At 69.0% G+C, this 23,062-nt stretch carries 24 protein-coding genes; 10 read left to right on the top strand and 14 right to left on the bottom strand.

Going from position 1 to position 23,062, the window contains the following annotated elements:
- Positions 1–27 precede the first annotated feature (27 nt).
- Complete coding sequence (locus ACQP2T_RS15370; RefSeq protein ID WP_433516809.1) at positions 28–603, bottom strand: hypothetical protein; 576 nt, start codon at positions 601–603, stop codon at positions 28–30.
- A 27-nt stretch (positions 604–630) separates the two neighbouring features.
- Here ACQP2T_RS15370 and ACQP2T_RS15365 point away from each other — a divergent pair, with 27 nt between their 5' ends.
- The 4 genes from ACQP2T_RS15365 to ACQP2T_RS15350 all read left to right on the top strand — a co-directional run bounded on the left by ACQP2T_RS15365 (position 631) and on the right by ACQP2T_RS15350 (position 5,317).
- Complete coding sequence (locus tag ACQP2T_RS15365; RefSeq protein WP_357939849.1) at positions 631–1,308, top strand: response regulator transcription factor; 678 nt, start codon at positions 631–633, stop codon at positions 1,306–1,308.
- Positions 1,305–2,606, top strand: a complete 1,302-nt coding sequence (locus ACQP2T_RS15360; RefSeq protein WP_433516808.1) for a sensor histidine kinase — start codon at positions 1,305–1,307, stop codon at positions 2,604–2,606. The genes ACQP2T_RS15365 and ACQP2T_RS15360 overlap by 4 nt, the downstream gene beginning before the upstream one ends.
- Before the next feature lie 41 nt (positions 2,607–2,647).
- Positions 2,648–3,646 carry a lytic polysaccharide monooxygenase auxiliary activity family 9 protein gene (locus tag ACQP2T_RS15355; protein WP_433519777.1) on the top strand — a complete coding sequence of 333 codons (999 nt, stop codon included), beginning with the start codon at positions 2,648–2,650 and terminating at the stop codon, positions 3,644–3,646.
- A gap of 168 nt (positions 3,647–3,814) precedes the next feature.
- Positions 3,815–5,317 (top strand): M28 family metallopeptidase, encoded by a 1,503-nt coding sequence (locus ACQP2T_RS15350; RefSeq protein ID WP_433516807.1) that lies wholly within the window; start codon positions 3,815–3,817, stop codon positions 5,315–5,317.
- Between the two features lie 40 nt (positions 5,318–5,357).
- Here ACQP2T_RS15350 and ACQP2T_RS15345 read toward each other — a convergent pair whose 3' ends face one another.
- A complete protein-coding gene (locus ACQP2T_RS15345) occupies positions 5,358–5,990 on the bottom strand; it encodes a TetR/AcrR family transcriptional regulator C-terminal domain-containing protein (protein ID WP_433516806.1) in 633 nt (210 codons plus the stop codon).
- Positions 5,991–6,186: 196 nt separating this feature from the next.
- Here ACQP2T_RS15345 and ACQP2T_RS15340 point away from each other — a divergent pair, with 196 nt between their 5' ends.
- From ACQP2T_RS15340 to ACQP2T_RS15325, 4 genes are all read left to right on the top strand, one after another.
- Positions 6,187–7,128: a hypothetical protein gene (locus ACQP2T_RS15340; RefSeq protein WP_433516805.1), complete on the top strand. Its 942-nt coding sequence runs from the start codon at positions 6,187–6,189 to the stop codon at positions 7,126–7,128.
- 176 nt (positions 7,129–7,304) lie between these two features.
- Entirely contained in the window at positions 7,305–9,101 is a 1,797-nt protein-coding gene (nhaA, locus tag ACQP2T_RS15335) for a Na+/H+ antiporter NhaA (protein WP_433516804.1), read from the top strand.
- A 57-nt stretch (positions 9,102–9,158) separates the two neighbouring features.
- Complete coding sequence (locus ACQP2T_RS15330; RefSeq protein ID WP_433516803.1) at positions 9,159–9,659, top strand: hypothetical protein; 501 nt, start codon at positions 9,159–9,161, stop codon at positions 9,657–9,659.
- A 71-nt stretch (positions 9,660–9,730) separates the two neighbouring features.
- The gene (locus ACQP2T_RS15325) at positions 9,731–10,507 is read left to right on the top strand and encodes a hypothetical protein (RefSeq protein ID WP_433516802.1); all 777 of its coding nucleotides are present in this window, start codon (positions 9,731–9,733) and stop codon (positions 10,505–10,507) included.
- Here the strand turns inward: ACQP2T_RS15325 and ACQP2T_RS15320 are convergent.
- Positions 10,494–10,946, bottom strand: a complete 453-nt coding sequence (locus ACQP2T_RS15320; protein ID WP_433516801.1) for a hypothetical protein — start codon at positions 10,944–10,946, stop codon at positions 10,494–10,496. The genes ACQP2T_RS15325 and ACQP2T_RS15320 overlap by 14 nt on opposite strands.
- A 46-nt stretch (positions 10,947–10,992) precedes the next feature.
- On the opposite strand from ACQP2T_RS15320, the gene ACQP2T_RS15315 reads away from it, so the two are divergent.
- Entirely contained in the window at positions 10,993–11,967 is a 975-nt protein-coding gene (locus ACQP2T_RS15315; RefSeq protein WP_433516800.1) for a helix-turn-helix transcriptional regulator, read from the top strand.
- A gap of 30 nt (positions 11,968–11,997) precedes the next feature.
- Here ACQP2T_RS15315 and ACQP2T_RS15310 read toward each other — a convergent pair whose 3' ends face one another.
- The 8 genes from ACQP2T_RS15310 to ACQP2T_RS15275 all read right to left on the bottom strand — a co-directional run bounded on the left by ACQP2T_RS15310 (position 11,998) and on the right by ACQP2T_RS15275 (position 19,714).
- Positions 11,998–12,999: an ABC transporter ATP-binding protein gene (locus ACQP2T_RS15310; protein ID WP_433516799.1), complete on the bottom strand. Its 1,002-nt coding sequence runs from the start codon at positions 12,997–12,999 to the stop codon at positions 11,998–12,000.
- Positions 12,996–13,982, bottom strand: coding sequence for an ABC transporter ATP-binding protein (locus tag ACQP2T_RS15305; protein ID WP_433516798.1), 987 nt, complete (start codon positions 13,980–13,982; stop codon positions 12,996–12,998). Before ACQP2T_RS15305 ends, ACQP2T_RS15310 begins: the two co-directional genes overlap by 4 nt.
- A complete protein-coding gene (locus tag ACQP2T_RS15300; protein WP_433516797.1) occupies positions 13,979–14,806 on the bottom strand; it encodes an ABC transporter permease in 828 nt (275 codons plus the stop codon). The genes ACQP2T_RS15305 and ACQP2T_RS15300 overlap by 4 nt, the downstream gene beginning before the upstream one ends.
- A complete protein-coding gene (locus ACQP2T_RS15295; protein WP_358557284.1) occupies positions 14,803–15,783 on the bottom strand; it encodes an ABC transporter permease in 981 nt (326 codons plus the stop codon). Before ACQP2T_RS15295 ends, ACQP2T_RS15300 begins: the two co-directional genes overlap by 4 nt.
- Positions 15,780–17,390 (bottom strand): ABC transporter substrate-binding protein, encoded by a 1,611-nt coding sequence (locus ACQP2T_RS15290; protein WP_433516796.1) that lies wholly within the window; start codon positions 17,388–17,390, stop codon positions 15,780–15,782. Before ACQP2T_RS15290 ends, ACQP2T_RS15295 begins: the two co-directional genes overlap by 4 nt.
- The gene (locus ACQP2T_RS15285) at positions 17,387–18,097 is read right to left on the bottom strand and encodes a PIG-L deacetylase family protein (RefSeq protein WP_433516795.1); all 711 of its coding nucleotides are present in this window, start codon (positions 18,095–18,097) and stop codon (positions 17,387–17,389) included. Before ACQP2T_RS15285 ends, ACQP2T_RS15290 begins: the two co-directional genes overlap by 4 nt.
- Entirely contained in the window at positions 18,094–19,029 is a 936-nt protein-coding gene (locus tag ACQP2T_RS15280; protein WP_433516794.1) for a GNAT family N-acetyltransferase, read from the bottom strand. Before ACQP2T_RS15280 ends, ACQP2T_RS15285 begins: the two co-directional genes overlap by 4 nt.
- A 145-nt stretch (positions 19,030–19,174) precedes the next feature.
- Positions 19,175–19,714 carry a dihydrofolate reductase family protein gene (locus ACQP2T_RS15275; RefSeq protein ID WP_433516793.1) on the bottom strand — a complete coding sequence of 180 codons (540 nt, stop codon included), beginning with the start codon at positions 19,712–19,714 and terminating at the stop codon, positions 19,175–19,177.
- A 151-nt stretch (positions 19,715–19,865) separates the two neighbouring features.
- Here ACQP2T_RS15275 and ACQP2T_RS15270 point away from each other — a divergent pair, with 151 nt between their 5' ends.
- Entirely contained in the window at positions 19,866–20,543 is a 678-nt protein-coding gene (locus ACQP2T_RS15270; protein ID WP_433516792.1) for a GntR family transcriptional regulator, read from the top strand.
- On the opposite strand, the gene ACQP2T_RS15265 is transcribed toward ACQP2T_RS15270, so the two are convergent.
- The 3 genes from ACQP2T_RS15265 to ACQP2T_RS15255 are packed head-to-tail and all read right to left on the bottom strand — an operon-like array spanning position 20,526 to position 23,052.
- Complete coding sequence (locus ACQP2T_RS15265) at positions 20,526–21,569, bottom strand: hypothetical protein (RefSeq protein ID WP_433516791.1); 1,044 nt, start codon at positions 21,567–21,569, stop codon at positions 20,526–20,528. The genes ACQP2T_RS15270 and ACQP2T_RS15265 overlap by 18 nt on opposite strands.
- The gene (locus ACQP2T_RS15260) at positions 21,566–22,192 is read right to left on the bottom strand and encodes a hypothetical protein (protein WP_433516790.1); all 627 of its coding nucleotides are present in this window, start codon (positions 22,190–22,192) and stop codon (positions 21,566–21,568) included. The genes ACQP2T_RS15265 and ACQP2T_RS15260 overlap by 4 nt, the downstream gene beginning before the upstream one ends.
- Complete coding sequence (locus ACQP2T_RS15255; protein WP_433516789.1) at positions 22,189–23,052, bottom strand: carbohydrate ABC transporter permease; 864 nt, start codon at positions 23,050–23,052, stop codon at positions 22,189–22,191. Before ACQP2T_RS15255 ends, ACQP2T_RS15260 begins: the two co-directional genes overlap by 4 nt.
- Positions 23,053–23,062: the final 10 nt, after the last annotated feature.

The raw sequence follows: 23,062 nt of genomic DNA, 5'->3' as shown, positions 1-23,062 counted from the left end.
CTACTCCGTCCGTAGTAGTGAGCGTCATCAGTACTCCCAGGTGTCGGTGCGCTGCTCGCCGCTGATGCACCACACCCCCGAGCCGTGCTCGCCCTTGACCAGGTCCACCCTGATCCAGCCGGTGTTCCTGGCGACCTTGGTGGAGTAGCCGCTCCTGGGAGTGGCCGACACCAGGCGGCAGCCGTCGGGGCCCAGCGTGAACGCCACCTCGCCGCCCTTCACCGACACCACCCGCAGGTTCTTCGGGGTGCTGGTGGGTGTGGACGCCTGCGTCTTCCGCGCTGCGGGCTTGGTGGGAGCCGCCGTCCTGGTGGGAGCCGCCGTCCTGGTGGGGGTGGCCGTCTTCGTGGGGGTAGCCGCCTTCGTGGGAGTGGCCGTCTTGGCGGGAGTGGCCGTCTTCGTGGGGGTGACCGTCTTGGCGGGAGCGGGCGCCTGGCTGGGCGTACGGTCGCCGTCCGCGACCGCCTGTGCCAGGAACGGCTCAACCTGGACATCGTCCACGAACTCGGTACGCAAGACACCGCGCACGCCGAACCACGACACTGAGACCGCGATCACGGTGGCTCCACACCAGACCACGATGTATCCGAGGGCTCGACGCATGGGACGAATTATGGACGGTTGGTGCGCATGGCGACGGTTCTTGTAGTCGAAGACGATGAATTCGTCCGATCGGCGATCATCCGTGAGCTGGCCGGCCGGCAGCACGCGGTGCGCAGCGCGGGCTGCGCCCTGGACGCGCTCCGGGAGATCTCGCAGAACCCGCCGGACGCCGTCATCCTCGACCTCGGCCTGCCCGACCTCGACGGCTCGGAGGCGCTGAAGATGGTGCGCGGCATCTCCGACGTACCGGTCATCGTGGCCACGGCCCGCGACGACGAGGCCGAGATCGTCAGGCTGCTGGAAGCGGGAGCCGACGACTACCTGGTCAAGCCGTTCTCCGGTGACCACCTGGGGGCCCGGCTGGACGCCGTACTGCGCCGGGCCAGGTCCGCGCCTCCCCCACAGGTGCTGCGCGTCGGCGGGCTGGTGGTCGACGTCAACCGGCGGACGGCGGCGCTGGACGGCGGGCCGCTCACGCTGACCAGGCGCGAGTTCGACCTGCTCGCTTACCTCGCCACGCGGGCCGACCGGGTCGTCACTCGCAAGGAGTTGCTGACCGAGGTCTGGCACCAGGCGTACGGGGACGACCAGACCATCGACGTGCACCTGTCCTGGTTACGCCGCAAGCTCGGCGAAAGCGCCTCGAACCCCCGCTACCTGCATACCGTCCGAGGTGTCGGCTTCATGCTGTCAGCGCCCCGATGAGACGCGCGCTGGCCGTGCTGATGGTCGCCGTCACCTCGATGGTGGCGCTGGCCTTCCTGGTGCCGCTCGCCCTGATCGTCAAGGAGACGGCGCAGAGCCGGGCGGTCTCCGGCGCCGAACGCCAGGCGTCGGCGCTGGTCCCGGTGCTGGCCCTGACCACCAAGACAGACGACCTCGCCCACGCGATGGCGCGTACCGAGGCGGGCCGGCGCGGCCTGCTGGCCATTCACGTCAACGGCGGCCCGACCACGGGCACGTCCCGCGCCCCGGCCGCCGACGTGGCGCGGGCGGCGGCGCAGACCAGGGCCGACACCGTCGAACTGCCGGCCGGCCAGGTGCTGCTCCGGCCGGTCGCGCTGGACGGTGACCGGGGCGCGGTGATCGAGGTCTTCGTGCCCGCCGACGACCTGAACCGGGGAGTCAGCACGTCGTGGGCGGTGCTGACGGGTGTGGCCGTGGTGCTCGTGCTCGGCTCGGTGCTCGTCGGCGACCGGCTGGGCGCGCGCGTGGTCCGCTCGGCCCGCCGGCTCGGTTCCGCGGCCACCGCGCTGGGCGCGGGCGATCTGAGCGAGCGCATCTATCCCGAGGGGCCGCCGGAACTGGTCGCGGCGGCCACGGCGTTCAACGCGATGGCCAACCGGGTCACCCACCTGCTCGCCGCCGAACGCGAACTGGCCGCCGACCTGTCACACCGCCTGCGTACGCCGCTCACCGCGCTCCGGCTCAGCCTCGACCAGCTCGGCACGCAGGCCGAGCCGAGCAGGCAGGCGCTGGCCCGGCTGGAGGGCGAGGTGGACACGATCATCTCCGCGGCCAGACGGCCGTCACGCGCCGACCGGGTCTGCGACGCGGCGGAGGTGCTGCGCGACCGGCTGACGTTCTGGTCGGCGCTGGCGGAGGACCAGCAGCGGCCGTGGCAGCTCATCGGCGCGACACTGCCGGTACGCGTGCCGGTGCCCGCGACCGAGCTGACGGCGGCGGTCGACGCGCTGCTGGGCAACGTGTTCCGGCACACGGCCGAGGGCACCGCGTTCAGTGTGTCCTTGCACGAGGGCAAGGACACGGTCGGCATCCTGATCTCCGACGCCGGTCCCGGCATCGCGGATCCGGAGGCGGCGCTGGAGCGGGGCACCAGCGGCGCCGGCTCGACCGGGCTCGGCCTGGACATCGCCCGCCGCCTGGCGGAGTCGTCCGGCGGGTCACTCCGGCTGGACCGCTCGTCGCTGGGCGGGGCGCAGGTCCAGGTCTGGATCCGCCGCACTGAAAAGGCACCTAAGTCAACCTTAAGAGCGGTTTAAAGAGCATTTTTCGCCCCTTTTCATGCTTCAACGTGATCTACATGCAGATCAAGCGCAAGGCGCTCGCCGCCGCCACCCTCACCGTTCCCACGCTGCTCGTCCTGACCGTCGCGCCCGGTGTCGCCAACGCCCACGGCACCATGAACAACCCGCCCAGCCGGACCCTGGTCTGCTACAACGAGAACCCGGAGAGCCCCAAGTCCGCCGCCTGCAAGAAGGCCGTGGAACTCGGCGGCACCCAGCCGCTCTACGACTGGAACGAGGTCAACCTGGCGAACGCCGCGGGCAGGCACCGCGAGCTCATCCCGGACGGCAAGCTGTGCAGCGCGGGCCGCGACAAGTACCGCGGCTTCGACCAGGCACGCGCCGACTGGCCCGCCACCAGCATGTCGAGCGGCGCCTCGTTCACCTTCCGCTACCGGTCGACCGCTCCGCACAAGGGCTCCTTCGAGCTGTACGTCACCAAGGACGGCTATGACCCGTCGAAGCCGCTGAAGTGGTCGGACCTGGAGTCGAAGCCGTTCCTCACCCAGCGGGACCCCACGCTGACGGACGGCGCCTACAACCTCCAGGGCAAGCTGCCCGCCAAGCAGGGCCGCCACCTGATCTACTCCATCTGGCAGCGCAGCGACAGCCCCGAGGCGTTCTACTCCTGCTCGGACGTGACCTTCGGCGGCGGCACGACCACCCCGACCACCGCCCCCACCTCTGCCCCGACCAGCAAGCCCACCACGCAGCCGACCAGCGCTCCGCCGGCGCAGCAGCCAGGCGGCATCGCCCTGTCGGCGATCAACGCGGGTGCCGGGGTCAGCCCCGCCTCGGTCAGGGTGGGCGGCCAGGTGACGGTCACGGCGGTGTGCGGTGGGTCCACGGTCCGCGGCGTGGCCTCCGGCGCCTTCAGCCCGCGCCAGGCGCTCGCTCCGGCGTCGACCGCCGCCTGGACGCCGTCGTTCAGGGCCGCCCGAGCAGGTACGTACCCGGTGATCGTCTACTGCCGGAACGGCGGCCAGGCCCGCACCGTCGTTTCCATACGGGGCTGACCCCTCCTTTCTTATATGGACTGCTGTGGCAAATGGGTCTTCTCAGGATCAAGTCCGCTAGTTACGTTCAGGCAGCGCGGCTGTTTACGGGGCTGTCCGCGCCTGCCAAACATCCCAGAACGGGATCTAGCGACCTGACCTCTGTCCACCCCCCACGGAGGACCCCCGATGAAGCTCCTCGCGGCATTAGGCACTCTCGCGCTGGCCTTACCCCTGGCGCTCAGCGCGCCCACACCAGCGGCCGTCGCGGCGGCACCGCCGAACATCTCCCTCACCAACGTCAAAGCCCACCTGACACAGCTGCAGACGATCGCCACCAACAACGGCGGCACCCGAGCGCACGGCCGGCCCGGATACCTGGCCTCGGCCAACTACGTGAAGGGCCTTCTCGACGCCGCCGGATACACCACGACGCTGCAGTCGTTCACCACCAGCGGCGCCACCGGCTACAACGTGATCGCCGACTGGCCGGGCGGCGACCCCAACGACATCCTCATGGTCGGCGGCCATCTCGACAGCGTCACCGCCGGACCGGGTATCAACGACAACGGCTCGGGCTCGGCGTCGATCCTGGAGGTCGCGCTGGAGGTCTCGCGCCAGGCGCTGCAGCCCACGAAGCACCTGCGCTTCGCCTGGTGGGGCGCCGAGGAGCTGGGACTGCGCGGCTCGCAGTTCTACGTGAACAACCTGCCGGCCGCCGAACGTACCAAGGTCAAGGCGTACCTGAACTTCGACATGGTCGGCTCCCCCAACCCCGGCTACTTCCTCTACGACGGCGACAACTCCGACGGCACCGGCTCCGGGCCAGGCCCGGCCGGATCGGCGCAGCTGGAGCAGACGCTGGCGACGTACTTCTCCTCCATCGGCGTCCCGACCCGCGGCACCGACTTCGACGGCCGCTCCGACTACGGCCCGTTCATCGCCGTCGGCATCGCGGCGGGCGGCACGTTCACCGGCGCCGAGGGGATCAAGTCGAGCGCGCAGGCGCAGCTCTGGGGCGGTACGGCGGGCCAGGCGTTCGACTCCTGCTACCACCGGTCCTGCGACACGACCGCCAACATCAACGACACCGCGCTCGACCGCAACGCCGACGCCATCGCCTACTCGGTCTGGACGATCGCCACCGCCACACCGCCCGTGACCGTCTGGTCGGACACGTTCGAGACCGCCAACGGCTGGGTCACCAACGCCGGCGGCACCGACACCGCGACCACCGGCCAGTGGGAGCGCGGCGACCCGGAGGCGACGACCTCCAGCGGCACCAAGCAGCTCGGCACCACGGTGAGCGGCACGAACGACCTGGTCACCGGCAGACTGGCCGGGGCCAGCGCGGGCGAGAACGATCTGGACGGCGGCACCACCTCGATCCAGTCGCCGGCGATCACCCTGCCGACCGGCGGGACGCTCAAACTGTCGCTCTCGTGGTATCTCGCGCACGGCAGCAACGCCTCCAGCGCCGACTTCTTCCGCGTCAGGGTGGTGGGGACCACGTCCAGCACGGTGTTCCAGCAGCTGGGAGCCGCGAGCAACCGCGACGCGGCCTGGAGTACGGCCACCGCCGACATCTCCGCCTTCGCCGGGCAGAGCGTCCGCGTCGTGATCGAGGCCGCCGACGCGTCAGGAGCCAGCCTGGTCGAGGCGGGCGTGGACGACGTCAAGATCACCCGGTAGTCGAATGACCCAATGAGCCCGGGCCGCGCGGGGCCTGGGCTCATTGCTGTCCGGAAACGCGGAGGAGCGCGGCGGCCGTACCGTCGATGAACGCGCGCAGCCCGTGTTCGAAGGCCTCCTCCCCGAGCGGATCACCGCCCTCCAGCAGGGCCGCGACCAGCGGGGCCGAGGTACCGCCATCGAGCCGGACCGCCAGGTCGGCGAGCCGTTCGCCCGGCGGAGCGGCGGGCTCCTGGCGCTCCGCCCGCACCTGCCTCTGCAGGACGAAGCCGTTGACATAGTGGGTGATGCCGGTGATCGTCCGCAGCGCCAACGCGGGCGTGAACCCGTGGTCGACCATGGCGCTCAACTCCTCGTCGAACATCCGGACCGTCGCCGGGCGGAGCTGAGCCGCGGCACAAACGATGCGGGCGCCGTCGCGGTGCGCGAGCAGCGAGTCGCGATAGGCGCGGGCGCGGCGGGCGAGCCACTCCTGCCAGGACTCTTCGTCGCGGAGCGGTCCCATCCCGGAGGCCAGGATGATCGCGTCGGCCATCCCGTCGAGCAACTGCTGTTTGGTGCGGATGTGCCAGTAAAGCGCGGGCGACTGGACACCGAACTCGGCGGCGAGCCGGCGCACCGTCAACCCTTCCAGCCCGACCTCGTCGAGCAGCCGTAGCGCCGTCTCGATCATCGTTTCGCGACTCAATCGGGGCCGCGTGGCCCTGTTCATCAATTATTAGCTTAGTTGCGCCAAACGGGCCGTCACCTGCGGTTCTCCGTTTCCGGTGGTACGCGATGGCCCTACGGGGCACATGTGACTCCCGTCCGGCTTACTCCCGGTTTAGACCCGCCGGGATTGAATCGGAGCAACTCAGCTGGAGGACATAGTGACGCCAACGCGTTCTGACCACCCAAACGAGGACCTGTCGATCGGACCGGACGAGCCGCGCAGGCGCGTCCCACGGCCGCTGATCGTTGCCGCGACCATCGCCATGGTGGCGACGAGCGGGATCGGAGTGGCCGCCGCGGCGTCGGGAACGCCGACGGAGACGCCGACTCCCACGCCGACAATCAGCGAGACACCCACCGAGACCACGACCGAGACACCCACAGACACCCCAACCGCGACCGAGTTGCCGCCGATCAGCCCTTGGGGCTTCGTCGGCGCGATGCACGGCGAGTTCGCGGTTGCGACCAAGGACGGTTGCGGCGTCGTCACGCTGCTCGCCCAGACCGGGCAGGCGACCGCTGTCGCCGAGGACTCCATCACCGTGAAGAGTCAGGACGGCTTCGAGAAGGTGTACGCGATCAGCGAGTCCACCCGCACGATCGCGGGCCGCCGTGGGATCAGCAAGGTCAAGGAGGGCGACTGGGTATCGGTGACCGCCACCGCCAACGACGACACGGGCACAACGCCGCCCCCAGAAACACCCACAGAGACACCGACCCAAACCCCGACCGAAACACCAACAGAGACACCGACCCAAACGCCCACTGAAACGCCCGCCGAGACGCCGACCGCGACGCCCACAGTCACGGCGACATTGGCGCCCACCGAGACGACTGCCCCCACAACGACGGCGACGGCGACAGCCGCTTACGTCTTCGACCTGTCCAGGCCCATCAAGAACTTCTGGCGCGGCCACGGCTGGTGGCAGTCGAAGCAGTCGTGGATGAACCCGCCGACCTGGCGGACCCCGACCGCCTGCCCCACCCCCACCGAGACCGTGACCCCACCCGAGACCCCCACAGACACCCCGACCATCGACCCGACCCCGACGATCTCCGAGACCCCGACCCCGACCCCCACGCCCACCCCGAACTCGTGAGCATCCGGTAGCGGCGCGGCTCCTGTCCCGAGCAGCCCCCTCACCAACCCCCGGAAGTGCTCCGACCAGCCGCTCCACCCCTGAAGCGCGGTGGGGCGGCCGATGCGAGACGAACGTCGCCGCCCATCTTCGGTCTCACCCGCGAGCCGCCTATCATCGGACGCCGGGGGTCTGACATGTTGCGGGCGTTCTTCAAGACCGAGACCGGCAGCACCAGCGTGCTGCTGGCGGCCACCCTGCTTGCCCTGCTGTGGGCCAACTCCCCCTGGGGCGGCACGTACGAATCCTTCTGGCACACCAACATGGGCCTGTCGTTCGGCAGCGCCACGTTCGAGCTCGACCTGCGCCACTGGGTCAACGACGGCCTCATGACCATCTTCTTCTTCGTCATCGGCCTGGAGATCTCCTACGAGGCGCGGCTCGGCCAGTTGCGGGATCGGCGGCTGATCGCCGTGCCGGCGCTCGCGGCGCTGGGCGGGATGATGGTGCCCGCCGGTGTCTACCTGGCGCTGAACGCGGGCGGGCCCGCGGCCGGTGGGTGGGGGGTGCCGATCGCCACCGACACCGCGTTCGTGCTCGGCATGCTCGCCATCGTGGGCGCGCGGTGCCCGGAGCCGTTGCGGGTGTTCCTGCTGACGCTGGCGATCGTCGACGACGTGCTGGCGATCATCATCATCGCGCTCTTCTACACCGAGAGCCTGGACGTCATCGCGCTGGTGGTCGCGGCGGCGCTGCTGGCGGCGATCATGACGCTGCGGTGGCTGCGGATCTGGCGGGCGCCCGCGTACATCGTGCTCGGGTTCGCACTGTGGGTGGCCACGCTGGAGAGCGGCGTGCATCCGACGCTGATCGGCATCGCGCTGGGCATCCTGGTGTTCGTGTACGCGCCGAGCGACCGCAAGTTGCTCCGCGCCGACGAGGCCGTGCACGAGTTCACCAGCGCCCCGAGCCCGCAGGCGGCCAGGGTGGCGGCGCGCACGCTGCGGCGGGCCGTGTCCGTGAACGAACGGCTGCAACTCCTGCTCCACCCCTGGAGCAGCTATGTGATCGTGCCGATCTTCGCGCTGGCCAACGCGGGTGTCCGGCTCGACGCCGAGACGCTGCGCACGGCCTTGACCTCGCCCATCACGATCGGGGTGGCGGCCGGGCTGCTGCTGGGGAAGTTCGTCGGCATCTCGCTGGGCACCTGGCTGCCGCTGAAGTCCGGCTGGGGGATCCTGCCCGGCAACCTGGTCTGGGGGCAGTTGCTGGGCGGCGCGGCGGTGTCCGGCATCGGGTTCACGGTGGCGCTGTTCATCGTGGACCTGGCCTTCGACGACCCGGTGGTGCAGAGCCAGGCGAAGATCGGCATCCTGGCCGGGTCGCTGCTGGCGGCCTCGATGGGCGGGGTGATCTTCCGGATGGCCTGGGACCGGGGCGGGGTGTGCGCGCCTCCCGACGCCGAGCCGGAGGAGGAACTACCCGTGCTGCTGACCGAGCCCGTGGGACCCGACGACCACGTACGGGGGCCGGCGGACGCGCGGGTGACGATCGTGGAGTACGGCGACTTCGAGTGCCCCTACTGCGGAGCCCTCCATCCGGTCCTGAGCGAGCTGCTGCGGAAGTCCGCCGACGTGCGCCTCGTGTTCCGGCATTTCCCGCTGCGGACGATACATCCTCGGGCCTTTCCCGCCGCGGTGGTCGCCGAGGCCGCGGCGATGGAGGGCCGGTTCTGGGAGATGCACGACACCCTCTTCGACAACCAGCGCTTCCTGACCGACACCGACCTGGCCCGCTACGCCGCCGAGCTGGACGTCGAGCCGTGGCCCGACGTGCCCACGCAGGCCGCGCGGGTCGACCGGGACGAGGAGTCGGGCCGGGCGAGCGGCGTGCGCGGAACACCCACACTGTTCCTGAACGGTGTCCGCTACCAGGGCGATCTGGATCTCCGTTCGATCACCCGGGCGGTGGAAAGCGCGCGTCAATCCCCGTAAGGTCGCCTCTCGACAAGAGAACGCGTACTGCGCGTCTGAGCCGAAAGATTGGGACATATGCTTTCCCAAGTCCTGTACACCATCCTCGCGCTGCTGATGAGCGGCCTGCTGGTCGTGGGCGTCGTGCTGACGGCCAAGGCGAAGGCGGAGCACGGCCGGGCGGCCACCTTGGGGATGTTCGGCTGCTTCGTGCTCCTGTTCGACCAGCTCTACGGCATCGTGCGCATCTGGACGCTGAGCAGCCTGATCAGCGCGGTCGGCGTCGACGCGGTCAATATAGTGCTGTTCGTGATAGACGCGATCGGCATGCTCATCACCGCCGTCGGTGTGGGGTTGCTGATCTGGGCCGTGGTCGCCCGCCGCACCCCGGCCCAGTCGCAGGGCTGGCAGCAAGGTCAGCCGCAGCACGGCTGGCAGCAGCCCCAGCAGCCCGAGTGGCAGCGGCAGTCCCAGGCGCCGCCCGAGTGGCAGCCGCAGTCCCCGCCGCAGCCGTCCCCGAGCCCGCAGCCGGGCTGGCAGGACCCCGAGCGGCCCGGCTGGCAGAACCCGCAGGGCTAACCAGCCGCCCGAACGCCAAGGAATGTGGCAGTGTCTGGATAAAAGCTCTCTGCGCCGCGTCCGAGGGGATCATGACTCCAGAGCAGCCGGACCATCCCGGCCCCGACCCCAACCGGACCATCCGGCACCGCTGGCCGCAACCCGAGCCACCCCGTCAGGACCCCGGCCAGAGCCCTTACACGCAGCGCCTGCCGTACACCCCCGACATGCTCCCTGACGTCCCCCAGTACGAGGCCAAGCCGCCGAGGTCGGGCTGGTGGTGGGTGATCGTGGTCGGCGGGATCGCGGTCTTGGTGGTCGTGGTGGCCGTGGTCGCCCTCCTGTGGGCCCGGAGCACCGTCGAGCCACCCGTCAAACCGGGCTCGCGGTCGTCCATCAAATCGGGCCCCGCGCGGGTCACCGACACCAAGGCCCAGGTGTCGTACCTGATCCCGGAGGGCTGGAAGAAGGCCGACCGGCCGTCCTACACCTCGGGCATCGCCGCGGGCGGCGCGGTCGTGGTCGCCTTCCCACAGCAGCAGGGCGGCATCAGCGGCGCCGCCACGTCCGAGCAGTTGCAGGCCACGGCCGACGCCGTGGCGCTGGACACGGCCCGGCGGTTCCTGCCCGACCTGGGCAGCCGGGACGGCCTGCGCACCCGGGCGCTGGAGGTCGGCGGCCAGCCGGCGGCCACGGCGTCGTTCCGGGTGGTGTTCAAGAGTGCCACCAAGGATCCGGCTTATGTCCGCATCGTGGCGGTGCACACCGCCGATGGCGGCCTGTCCTACGTGTACGGCAGCACGGTGCCCGACGGCGACGCCGCCCGCCGGGCCCTTGACGGGGTGCTCGACAGCGTCACGCCCTCGTGAAGTCCATGGTCCAGTTGGTCTCCCAGGTCTGCTCGCCGTCCACCGAGAAGGCCTGCTCCCACCGGCAGGAGTCCGGGCCGCGCACGGTCCAGATGAACCGGCAGCGCACCGGCGCGCCATCGTGCTGTTCCTCGCCGTAGAACACGCCCCGGTCACCGTCGAAGGCGCCGACCATGGGCGTCGGGTCGAGCGTTCCCCGGGAGGTGCTGGCCCAGTAGATGGACCACTGCTCTGTCGCGGGGTTGAAGAGCCGGATGGTCAGCCCGGTGAATCCCCTGGCCGGGCACTTGACCTCGTCGAAGCTGGCCGCTCCGTCGAAGTGGCGGGTGGCCACACTGGTGCCGGGGAACTCGTCCCATTCGTCACTGCCCGTCAGGGGCTTGAGGAGCCTGCGGTGGATGACGTTCCAGGAGCCTGCGAAGAAGTCGAAGTCGTTCATGCGGACGAACGTAGAGCAGGGTCACTGACAGGTAGTGTCAGTGAATATGCGCGCCTCCCGGCTGGTCTCCCTCCTCCTGCTGCTGCAGACGCGCGGACGCATGACGGCCCAGGAGCTGGCCGAGCGGCTCGAGGTCTCCGTGCGGACGATCTACCGCGACGTCGAGTCGCTGCACACCGCGGGCATCCCGCTGTACGGCGACGCCGGGCCAAGAGGCGGCTACCAGCTTCTCGACGGCTACCGCACCCGGCTCACCGGGCTGACCACGGACGAGGCGGAGTCGCTGTTCCTCGCCGGGCTGCCGGGTCCGGCGGCGGAGCTGGGATTGGCCGCCGTGGTGACGGCCGCGCAGCTCAAGCTGATGGCCGCGCTGCCCGTCGAGCTGCGCGATCGGGCCGGGCGGATCCAGGAGCGCTTTCATCTGGACGCCCCGACCTGGTACCGCGACGCGCAGCCGGTGACGCATCTGCCGGCCGTGGCCGACGCCGTGTGGAACGAGCGCGTCCTGGAGGTCAGATACCGCCGCTGGAAGGCGCCGCAGGAGGTCGAGCGGCGGCTGGAGCCGTACGGGCTGGTGGTCAAGGCCGGGCGCTGGTATCTGGTGGCCCGGTCCGGTGAGCAGGTACGCACCTACCGGGTGTCACAGATCCTCCGCCTGCACGCGCTGCCCGAGCGGTTCACCCGGCCCGACGACTTCGACCTGGGCGCCTACTGGCAGGCGTACCTGGCCGAGTTCGAGGCCCGGCTGCGGTGGGGCGAGGCGGTGGCCCGGCTGTCGCCGCAGGGAATGCGGCTGCTGGCCAACCTCATGACGCCCGGAGTCGCGGCGGCGGCGAAGGAGAGCGCGCGACCGCCGGACGGCGAGGGCTGGACCCAGGTGACGGTCCCGATCGAGTCGATCGAGCACGCGGCGGGTGAGTTCCTGCGGCTCGGCACGGACGTCGAGGTCCTCGCTCCCGCCGAGCTCCGCGACCGCGTCGCCACCACGGCCGCCGAGCTGACCCGCCGCTACCACGGGTGAGCCGCCCCGCGTGAGCCGACCCGCGTGAGCTCACCGCGTGAGCGCCGTCTCCTCGGCCTGCCAGCAGTGCGTCCAATGCCCCTCGCCCACCTCGGTACGGCCGGGCACCCGCGCCGAGCAGACCGGCAGCGCCACCGGGCAGCGCGGATGGAAGCGGCACCCGCTCGGCGGCTCGATCAGGCTGGGTGGCTCGCCGTGACGCGTCGTCTCCGGCGCCGTCACCCGGTCGGGGTCGGGCGCCGACTCCAGCAGCAGCTTCGTGTAGGGATGGGCGGGCGACTGGGTGAGCGTCTCGCCGTCACCGCTCTCGATGAGCCGCCCGGCGTACATCACCGTGATGTCCTCGGCGAAGTAACGCGCGCTGGCGATGTCGTGCGTGATGTACAGCAGCGCCAGCCCGCTCTCGTCGGCCAGTTTCTCCAGCAGCCGCAGCACACCGAGCCGGATCGACACGTCGAGCATCGACACCGGCTCGTCGGCGATGAGCGCGATGGGCCGCACGGCCAGCGCGCGGGCGATCGCCACCCGCTGCCGTTGCCCGCCCGACAGCTCGTGCGGCATCTTGTCCATGAACTGATCGACCGGTGTGAGGCTGACCCGTTCGAGCAGCTCGGCGACCTGCTCCTGTTCGTGCGCGGCCGAACGGACATGTCCGTGGATGCGCAGCGGTCGCGCCAGGTGGTAGCGGACCCGGTGGAACGGGTTCAGCGACGCGAACGGGTCCTGGAAGATCAGCTGCACCTGCCGCCGGTAGTCGCGGAACGCCGCCCCGCGATGCGCCTTCACCCGCTCGCCGCGCAGCAGCACCTCACCCGAGGTCGCCGGGTACACCTGGGCGAGCAGCCGCGCCACCGTGCTCTTGCCGCAGCCGCTCTCGCCGACCAGCGCGGTCACCGTTCCGGCGCGCAGCGCCAGGGAGACGTCCTCGACCGCGCGCACCGGGGGCCGCTTCCCGAACCGGCCGCGCGGGCCGCGGGCCGCGGTGAAGTGCTTGGTGAGGTTCCGGCCTTCCAGGACGATCTCGCCGCTCACCGGCGCACCCCCTTGTCGTCGTTCAGCAGGCACGCGACCTGCCCTTCCGCGCCCGTGACCAGCTCGGGCCGCCGTTCCGAGCACGTGTCCATGGCGAACCGGCAGCGCGGATGGAAGGCGCAGCCGGGTGGCAGCGAGCGCAGGTCCGGTGGGGTGCCCGGGATGCCGAGCAGTTCCTCGCGCGGCCCGTGCAGCCGGGGGAACGAGCGCAGCAGACCCAGCGTGTACGGATGGCTGGGCGCCTTGTGCAGCGCCTTGGCCGCGCCCGTCTCCACCACCCGGCCCGCGTACATGATGGCGATCCGGTCGGAGATCTCCATGAGCAGGGACAGGTCGTGCGTGATGAACACGACCGCGAAGCCGTACTCCTCCCGCAGCGTCCTGATCTCGTGGAGGATCTCCCGCTGGACGACCACGTCGAGCGCGGTGGTCGGCTCGTCCATGATGATGATCTCGGGGTTGAGCGCCAGCGCGATGGCGATCGCGGCGCGCTGGCGCATGCCGCCCGACAGCTCGTGCGGGTAGCCGCGCCGCCGGTCGGCGCTGATGCCGACGCGCCCCAGCAGCTCGACCGTCCGCTCGACGCGTTCCTTGCGCGGCATGCGCGGGGCGTGGACACGGAGTACGTCGTCGATCTGGTCGCCGATCGTGCTGACCGGGTTGAGGGCGTTCATGGCGCTTTGGAAGACGACCGCCAGCTCCTTCCAGCGGAAGGCGCGCAGCTCGCCGCGGCCGAGCCCGAGCACGTCGACCGGCTCGCCGTCCCTGCGGTGGTAGACCACCGAGCCCGAGGTGATCGCCGCCGGTGGGCGCAGCAGCCGGGCGACGGCGTTGGCCAGCGTCGACTTGCCGCTGCCGCTCTCGCCCGCCAGGCCGAGGATCTCGCCCCGGCGCAGGTCGAGCGAGACGTCGGAGACGGCGTGCACGGCGCCGCCGCTCGACTGGTAGTCCACGCTGAGGTCGCGGATCTCCAGGACGTTCATGCGCGGGCCTTCCGGACCTTGATCGTCCGCAGACGGGGGTTGGCGATCTCGTCGATGCCGAAGTTGACCAGCGCCAGCCCGGTGCCGATCAGCGCGATGCACAGCCCCGGCGGGATGAACCACCACCATGCCCCGATGAGCAGCGCCTGCCCGTTCTGTGCGAAATACAGCATGCTCCCCCAGCTCACGGTCGACAGGTCGGCCAGGCCGAGGAAGGACAGCCCGGCCTCGGCCAGGATCGCGCCGACGACCGTGGCCAGGAAGCTGGTGGCGATGACGGGCAGCAGCACGGGCAGGATCTCGAAGAAGATGATCCGCAAGGGCCCTTCACCGCTGGCCCGGGCCGCCGCCACGAAGTCGCGCCGCCGTACCGACAGGGTCTGGGCGCGCAGCACGCGGGCACCCCAGGCCCAGCCCGTGACGGCGATCACCACCGCGACCGAGGCGACGCCGCGCTGCGGCAGGTAGCCCGCCAGCACGATGATCAGCGGCAGCGAGGGCAGCACCAGGAAGATATTGGTCAGCACCGAGAAGGTCTCGTCGATCGCGCCGCCGAAGTAGCCGCCGACCAGGCCCACCGCCACGGCCAGTACGGTGGCGATCACCGCCGACAGCAGGCCGACGCCCATCGAGATCCGGGCGCCGTACACGATCTGGGTGAGGATGTCCTGTCCGGTCTGCGTGGTGCCGAGCCAGTGCGCGGCCGAGGGGCCCTGCAGGCCGTCGTTGCTGGTGGCGGCCGGGTCGGCGCCGATGAGCAGCGGGCCGACGAGCGCCATCAGCGCGAAGAAGACGAGGATGCCGACACCGATCTTGATCTTCATTGAGCTTCCTGCCGGGTGCGGGGGTCGAGGACCACGTACGCGAGGTCGGCCAGGAAGTTGGCGACGAGCACGGCCAGCGAGATGACGAGGAAGATGCCCTGCATGAGCGGAAAGTCCTCGTTCTCGACGCCTTTGAGGAGCATCGACCCGATTCCCGGATAGGAGAAGACGATCTCGGTCAGCACCGAGCCGCCCACCACGAAGCCGAGCGACAGCGCGAAGCTGGTGATGTTCGGCAGGATCGCGTTGCGGGCCGCGTAAGCCCACATGACCCGGCGGCTGGTCAGCCCCTTGGCCTCGGCCATCACCACGTAGTCCTCGCCGAGCGTGGTCACCATCACGTTGCGCATACCGAGGATCCGGTCGGCCATCGAGGCGACCACGATCGTGACGGCCGGCAGCGTCGCGTGGTAGAGCACGCTCGCGGCGAACTCCCCGGTGAAGCCGGGCGCGACCTCCAGCCCGTACGCCCGGGAGACCGGAAACCACTGGAGCGTCACCCCGAAGACGAACACCAGCGCCAGCGCCACCCAGAAGTACGGCACCGCGTGCATGAACGTGGCGGCGGGCAGCACCCCGTCGAGCCAGGTGCCGCGCTTCCACGCCATCAGCACGCCCAGCGAGGTGCCGACGAAGTAGCTGATCAGCGTGGCCACGCCGACCAGCCCGACCGTCCACGGCAGGCTGTCGGCGATGACGGTGGACACTTCGGTGGGAAAGAAGGTGATCGAGCGGCCGAGTTCCCCATGAGCGAGATTGCCCAGATAATCCAGATACTGCTGCCACAGGCTCGCGTCGCTGATGCCGAAGGCCCGCCGCATCGCGTCGATGGCGGCGGGGTCCACGTTGTCCCTCATCCGGGCGACCAGCAGCTCGACCGGGTCCCCCGGCATGAGCCGGGGGATGAGGAAGTTGAGCGTGACGGCGGCCCAGGCCGTGAGCAGGTAGAACCCGAGCCGCCTGGCCAGAAACCTCACTTGGCCGCCGGCTTCAGGTGCAGCAGGACCACGGCGGCGTCCGGCGAGGTGTACGGCGAGGGCATCGCGTACGGATCCTGCTCGGAAGGCCAGCCGACATACTTGTTCGTCCGGTACTGCGACCAGGCCGGGCTGTAGAACAGCGGCACCGTCGGCAGCTTCTCCACCATGATCTTGCCCAGCCCTTGGACGGCCTTCTGCTGCGCGGCCTGGTCCTCGGTGGCCGCGTACTCGTCGATCAGCTTGTCGGTCTCGGCGTCCTTCCACCGCTGGTAGTTGCCGGTCCCCGGCTTGCCGACCGGCTGTGCCAGGCCGCCGTAGAGCATCGAACGCATCTGGAAGTACGGCGTGGGCCCGGAGGGTGTGGCCCTCATCGACAGGTCGTAGTCACCCTTGCCGACCTTGGACACCCAGTCCGCGAACGCCACGCCCCGCGTGTCCACCTTGATGCCGACCTTGGCCAGGTCCTCCCTGATGAGCTGGGCGGCGTTCACCCAGTCGGTGAACGGCGAGGGCACCAGCAGGGTGAAGCTCAGCTTGGCCGGGTCGACGCCCTTGAGCAGTTCCTTGGCCTTCTCGACGTCCACCTTGAAGGCCGCGTCCTTGTACTCGGCGGGCAGGTACGCCTCGCCGCCCGGCATCGGCACGCTGGTCGGGTGCGCCGGCTTGGTGTAGCCGCGCTCGGCCACCCGGACGATCTTGTCCCGGTCGACGGCCAGGCTGATGGCCTGCCGGACCTCGGGCTTGGCCAGGATCGGGTTGGCCTGGTTGGGCAGCAGGTTCACCACGCCCTCGGGCGGGAAGTAGAACTTGTTGATCTCCGGCTTGCCCTGGACGTAGATCTTGTCGATGTCGGGCACGAACGCGCCCGCCCAGTCGAGCTCCCCCTGCTGCAGCGCCGTCTGCACCGCGTTGGCGGTGTAGGCGGGGAACTTCACCGTCGGCACCTCCGGCTTGCCCGGCTGCCAGTAGCCCGGGTTCTTCTCCATCTCGTAGAGCTGCGAGCTGAACTTCGACAGCTTGTACGGCCCGGTCCCCACCGGCTTGGGGTTGGTGAACGTGACCGGATCCTGCTGCTTCTCCCAGATGTGCTTGGGCACGATGGGGGTGTTTCCGGCGATGTTGTAGAGCTTGGCGTACGACGTGGACTTGAAGGTGACCTGCACCTTGTCCGGCGCGACGACCTTGGTGCCCGCGATCTCCAGCGCGCTCCGGTTGAGCTGGGCGTTCTTGGCGATCAGATCGAAGGAGAAGGCCACGTCGTCGGCGGTGAACGGCTGCCCGTCGGTCCACTTCACCCCCTGACGCAGGGTGAAGGTGATCGTCTTGCCGCCGTCGGACCACGCGTGCTCAAGAGCCAGCCAGGGGGTGACCTCGCCGGGCTTGAGCTTGTTGAAGAACTCCAGCGTCTCGTAGATCATCCCGGACGTGCCGAAGTTCACGTTCTCCAGGTGGTACGGGTTGAAGTCCTCCTGGAAGGTGCCCGCGTCCACCGCGTGAATGACTAAGGGCGGCGAACCGGCGGTGTTCTTGCTCGTGGAGCCGCTGCTCGAACAGCCCGCCACCGCGACGGCCAGCGCCGCGGTGACCACCAGGCTTCGTTTCATTGGAGTGCCGCCTTTCCGAGATAACGCGTCCGGAGATCACGTGAGCCCTTCGGCGCGGCGAACGCCTGGGCCCGGCGGAATCCGGCCGGTGCGCCGCGCACGATCGTCAGCGCGCGGTAGTAGTCCACGTACGGGAATCCGTACGTCTCGCCTCGGGCGTACGCGTAACCCGTGATCGCCTCCGACCAGACCTCGTAGGCCTCGTCGGACAGCTCGACGAACACGTCGGGCGTGTAGCCGTCGGCGTCCTCCCAGTTGTCCGCGTAGTAGAGCTCGCTCGCCCAGTACGCGGGCAGCTCACGCTCGAGCGTCTTCAGGCCGCCGTAGAAGCGGGCGTCCCGCACGATCCGGTGGGTACGGGCGTGGTCCTTGTGGATGGACTCGCCCCAGTGGGTGAGGATGACGTCCGGCCGGAGCTCCCTGATCAGGTCGCCGACCCGCATCTTGACGTCCTCGTCCTCGGGCAGCAGGCCGTCCTCGTAGTCGAGGAAGCGCACGCCGGCGCCGATCGCCGCGGCGAACGTCTCCGCCTCGGCGCGCTTCTGCTCGGCGTACTCGGGGATGGACAGGCGCGGGTGGCCGCGCTCCCCGAGCGTGAGGTGCAGCAGCGTCGCGCGGTCGCCGCGCAGGACGTGCTGGGCGAGCACGGCGCCCGCGGTCAGATCCAGGTCACCGGCGTGGGCCCCGATAGCGAGGACGTGGGTCACGCCGACCGCCTCATCACGTGGAAGCGCCTGGTCACCTCGTAGCCTGCTCCGCTGTAGAGGTGACCGGCCGGGCTCGCCTCGCCGGTCCACAGGAACCACGAGGAGTGCAGGGCTTCGGCCCGCATCATGGTCATGGTCAGGTGAAGGAGGATCTTGCCGAGCCCGGTGCCCCGCTCGCCCGGATCGACCCCGAACGGCCCGAACCTCTCAGGGATCCCCCGGTAAGCCCCGTATAACGCGAACCCGACTATTTCCGCTTTTTTCGCAATGATCATGCGTTTGGTGTCGCGGTGCTGCCTGATCGCCTCGCCCCAGTCCGGGTTGAAGACGTCGGCCGCGAACCGGATGAGCTCCGGTAACTCCCCTTCACGCGGGCTGCGGAACTCATACCCCTCGCTCTCCCGCTTGCCCCGTAGCGCGTGCACCTCGTCGGGTGTCACGTAGCCGACCAGCGTGCGGTCCATCGCGACCGGCGAGTAGAGCGTCTCGAACCCCAGCCCTTCCAGCAGCCGGTACCCGTCGGGGTAGAGCGCGGCGTCGGCGCCCGGCAGCACGTAGTTGGGCGTGTAGGAGGAGAAGTCGATCCTGGTCCTGCCCTGGGCTTCGAGGAAGGCGACCGCCTCGCCGAGCAACCGCCGCCCGAGCCCGGCCCCCCGGTGCTCGGGCGCCACGAAGAAGAACGGGATCCAGCCCATTTCCGGCTCCAGGTCGGTGCCGGGGGCGAGCGGGGTCAGCCGGCGCACGGCGTACGCGCAGCCGGCCACCCGCCCGTCGATCACGGCGACCCGCAGTCCCTCGGGGTCGAAGTTGGGGTCGAGCAGCACGCAGTCACGGAACCAGCCGGAGGTCGTGGGGTCGCCTGGCATGCTCTGGTTCCAGGCGTCTATGAGGGAGACCTCGTCCCCCGAGGCGAACGCGCGGACAGTGACCATGGGGGTCCTTTCACCCTGGGCTCTGCCTTCCCACCCTCCCCAGTGATTAAGAGCCAGGTCAAGAGGTATCAGGAAAAAATTTTCCCCGACGACGTAGACCTAGAAACTTTCTTTCGCCTCCGGTAAGTATGGAACGTTGACCCTGTCAGAGGACGCGGAACCAGAGGTTCGTCGCCAGCGGCGCGCTGGTCAGGCTCAGGCGTTCGAGCTTGACGTCGGCCCCGCCCGGCCGGTCGAACAGCCGGACCCCGTCGCCGAGCAGGACGGGCGCGATGAACACGAGGATCTCGTCGAGCACACCGGCCTCGAGGCACTGCCGGGCGGTGTCGGCGCCGAGGACGTTGACGTACTTGTCGCCCGCGGCGGCCTTCGCGGCGGCGACGGCGCCGTCCAGGTCCCCGACGAAGGTGACACCCGGCACGGGCGTGTCCGGCGCGTGGTGGGTGAGCACGAACTGCGGTCCGGTCCATCCCCCGCCGAACGGCTTGCCCTCCTTGTCGGTGCCCCGGTGCGGATCGTCACCGCGGAAGGTGCGGTTGCCGACGAGCAGGGCGCCGATCTTGCCGATGACCTCGTCCACCAGCGGATTGGGCCCGATGTGCTCGGTCAGCCAGGACATGTCACCACCTGCCCCCGCGATGAACCCGTCCAGCGACATGGTGCACGAATACAGCAGCTTGCTCACGGCGTACCTCCATCAAAGCGGTTGACCCTTGATGAGACAGAGGTTCGGCCGAGAACTCATCGGTCCATCGGCCGCCCCCTCCGCGCGTACTCGATTCCCGGAAGGAACGCTAAGGCAGGCCAAGCGGGCCGATCCTGGGTAGCCTTGATCCATGGGTGTGGGCCGTTTTGATCGCCGAAATCTGCGCGAGCGCTGTGTCGAATATCTCCGCCATGAGATCGTGTCGGGAGCGTTGCAGCCTGGTGAGCACATCAAAGAAGCCCAACTCAGCGAGGCGCTGGGGATCAGCCGAGGCACCTTGCGCGAGGCTCTGCGTTCGATCGAGAACGAGGGCCTGATCGTCAATGACGGCAAAGGTCACACGCACGTCAGAACCTTGAGCGCGGCGGAGATCGCCGATGTCTTCGAGGTGCGTAACGCCCTTGAGATCCTGGCGGCCTCCAAGCTCACGCGGAGCCCTCGGCGCGCGGAGTTCGCCGACCTGCTCGAGAGCAAGATCAAGCCGCTGCAGCGGCAAGATCTCGGCTTCGGTGAACGGATCGAATTCGATCTTGGTTTTCACGCCTACCTGTGTGAGCTGACAGGGAACAGCACCTTGAGCGCCGCATGGCGCCAACTGATCGGCCAGATCCGCATGATGATCATCGCCACCGGGCCGGAACGCGCCATGGGGCGGATGCGTTACGAGGAGCATGTGCCGATCGTTGACGCCATCCGGTCCGGCGACGTTGACACGGTGCAGGAGACGCTCACCAGCCACATGGGCGACTTCTCGCAGCGCTACGTCAGCGACGCCCTCGCGAAAACGACGTCATCTCACCCGTCGTAGCGTCTCGAAGAACGCGCGCTTCGTTTCCGTACTCGCTCCCCAGTTGATCGGCACGGCCTGGTAGCCGTTCGTGTAGTCCCCGAGTGTCGGCCGAGGGGGGTTGGTCGTGATCGAACCGGGGTCGAAGTATCCCCAGGACGCGCCGGCGGCGAGGGCGGCCTTCATGTGGTTGTGCGGCTCGCCGAAGTCGAAGTGATCGTCTTCGTTGAACATGATGGGCTTCGGAGCGTAGCCGGGAGTCGACTTCACCTCTTCGACCATCTCTCGTAGCCGGTCCGGGTTCGGGGTGCCGTTCCCGTGCAGAAGGACGAAGTCCGACTCGATGAGCACTTCAGGGGTGACGATCGGCGGAAGAGCGAGAAAGCTCGTGCTCACCAGCAGCCGCCGACCGTGGTGTGACACCGACTTGGCGTGCGCGATCAACTCGTGCACGCGTGGGGCCTTGATCAGCGCGTGTGTGTAGTGCGTGTGGTAGTTCACCTCGTTCGCGATCTCGATCAGAACGTGTTGCCAACCCGACTGGAGCACCCACTCGCACACCTCGGTGATCGCGGTCCTGATCGCGTCCTCGTCGCGGAGCCGGTGATCCTGGCCGTGATAGAAGATGTCGAGGATGACGACAAGGCCGAGCCGGTCGGCTTCTTCAAGGATGTTGCCGACTCGGCGCCGGTAGCCGTCCTTGAGGTGACCGTCGGCGGTGAATCCGGCGTTGTCCCAGGGCTGTTCCGTGCTGTAACCCTGAGGGCTGCCGCCCTGGATTCCGAGCGTGAAGGCGTTGAGCCCGTCCGCTTTCCACTGGGGCATCGCCGCGATGAACTCGCGGTTGTTGCGCTCCGCGTCCCACGCTCCGGTGTCCGGGTAGGCCCACCTGTGCACGGTGGCCGGGTTCGCGTCGTCGAAGGCTCCGTTGATCATCCGGCTGTTCAGCAGGAGGCCGTCAAGGGGAATGTCATCCAGCTTGCGGCCTTGGTTGGCGATCTGACCATCGATGAGGAAGTCAGTGTCCCGAATCGAGATCGTGGTCATGGTTGGTCTCCTTGATCGGCCCTGGTCGGCTGTGCGGCGGAGCGATCGTGCACGGCGACGACCAGGCGCGCGGCGGGTGCGGCGATGATGAACGCGCTCAGCGGTTGGAGGTAGATCAGTACGGCGCCACCGGCCGCGATCAGGGCGGTGGCGATCGCGACGAACGGATGGGTGACGATACGCGCGAGAGTCCGCTGATACGCCTGGCGGACCCGCAGACTCTCGCCGGCCGTCGCCGGGATGAGGTTGGCGCCGAACAGCAGGAAGGGGATCGCTATTGACGTCAGGGCGGCCGCCACGATCGTCCCTTGTTCGCGCATGTGGGGGACGATGGCGAAGTTGACCGCCAGGAGCACGGCGATCGGCAGCAAGACCGCCACGGCGGCGGTGCTCGTGCGTGCGGTGCGTCGCATGTTCGCGAGGAACGTGGTGAGCACAGGGCCGTGGTCGCCGCGCGAACCGCCTCGCGCCATCTCGACGAGCGCGCTGGTGGCGGCCGGCGCGGTCACCACCAGTGCCGTCCCGATCGTCCACAGTGTGCTCAGCAACAGGTACCGGCAGACCGTGTCGAGCGCTCCGAGCGTGGTGCCGGTCCACCGATACCGAACGGTCGAGTGGATCATCCTTTCAACCCTGACGTGGAGATGCCGTCGACGATCAGACGCTGGAAGAGCAGGAACAGGATGAGGGTCGGCAGCAGCGAGACCACGCTCATCGCGAACATCGGCCCGAACTCCGACTGCCCGGTGCCGTCGATGAACTGACGCAGCGCGAGCGAGACGGTGTACAGCTGCGAGCGCGAGATATAGATCAGCTGCGAGAAGAAGTCGTTGTAGGTCCAGAGGAACGTGAAGATCGCGGTCGTGACCAGGGCGGGCCTCAGCAACGGCAAGATCACCCGCAGATAGATCTTGCCCGGGTTGCACCCGTCCAGCGCGGCCGCGTCATCGAGCTCACGCGGGATGCCGCGGATGAACTGGACCATCAAGAAGATGAAGAAGGCGTCGACGGCGAAGAACTTCGGCAGGATGAGCGGCGTGTACGTGTTCACCCAGCCGAGGGAGTGGAACAGGATGTACTGGGGAATGATCGTCACCTGAGCCGGCAACATGATGGTCACCATCATGAGGGCGAACGCGGTGCGCTTGAATCGAAACTCGAGCCGGGCGAAGGCGAATGCCGCGAGCGAGCACGTGATGACGTTACCGACGACGGCTCCGCCGCTGACGATGATCGAATTCAGCAGCGGCCGCCCGAACGTCGCCCCGGCCGCCGTGCTCCAACCGTGCAGGTAATTGCCGAATTCCCAGCTCCGAGGCAGCAGGGCGGCGGAGCTGAAGATCTCGTCGGCGGGTTTGAACGAGCTCGCGAGCAGCCAGAGCAAGGGGTACAGCATGACGATCGCGCCCACGCCGAGAAGGACGTAGATGATCGCGCGTGCCGCCGGCCTGGCCGGGGATACGTGACGTGAGGTGATGGTCATAGCACGCTCT

The sequence above is a fragment of the Nonomuraea sp. CA-143628 genome, assembly GCF_050942315.1.
In the GTDB taxonomy this organism is placed as follows: domain Bacteria; phylum Actinomycetota; class Actinomycetes; order Streptosporangiales; family Streptosporangiaceae; genus Nonomuraea.
This window is presented reverse-complemented; position numbering and strand designations above follow the sequence as displayed.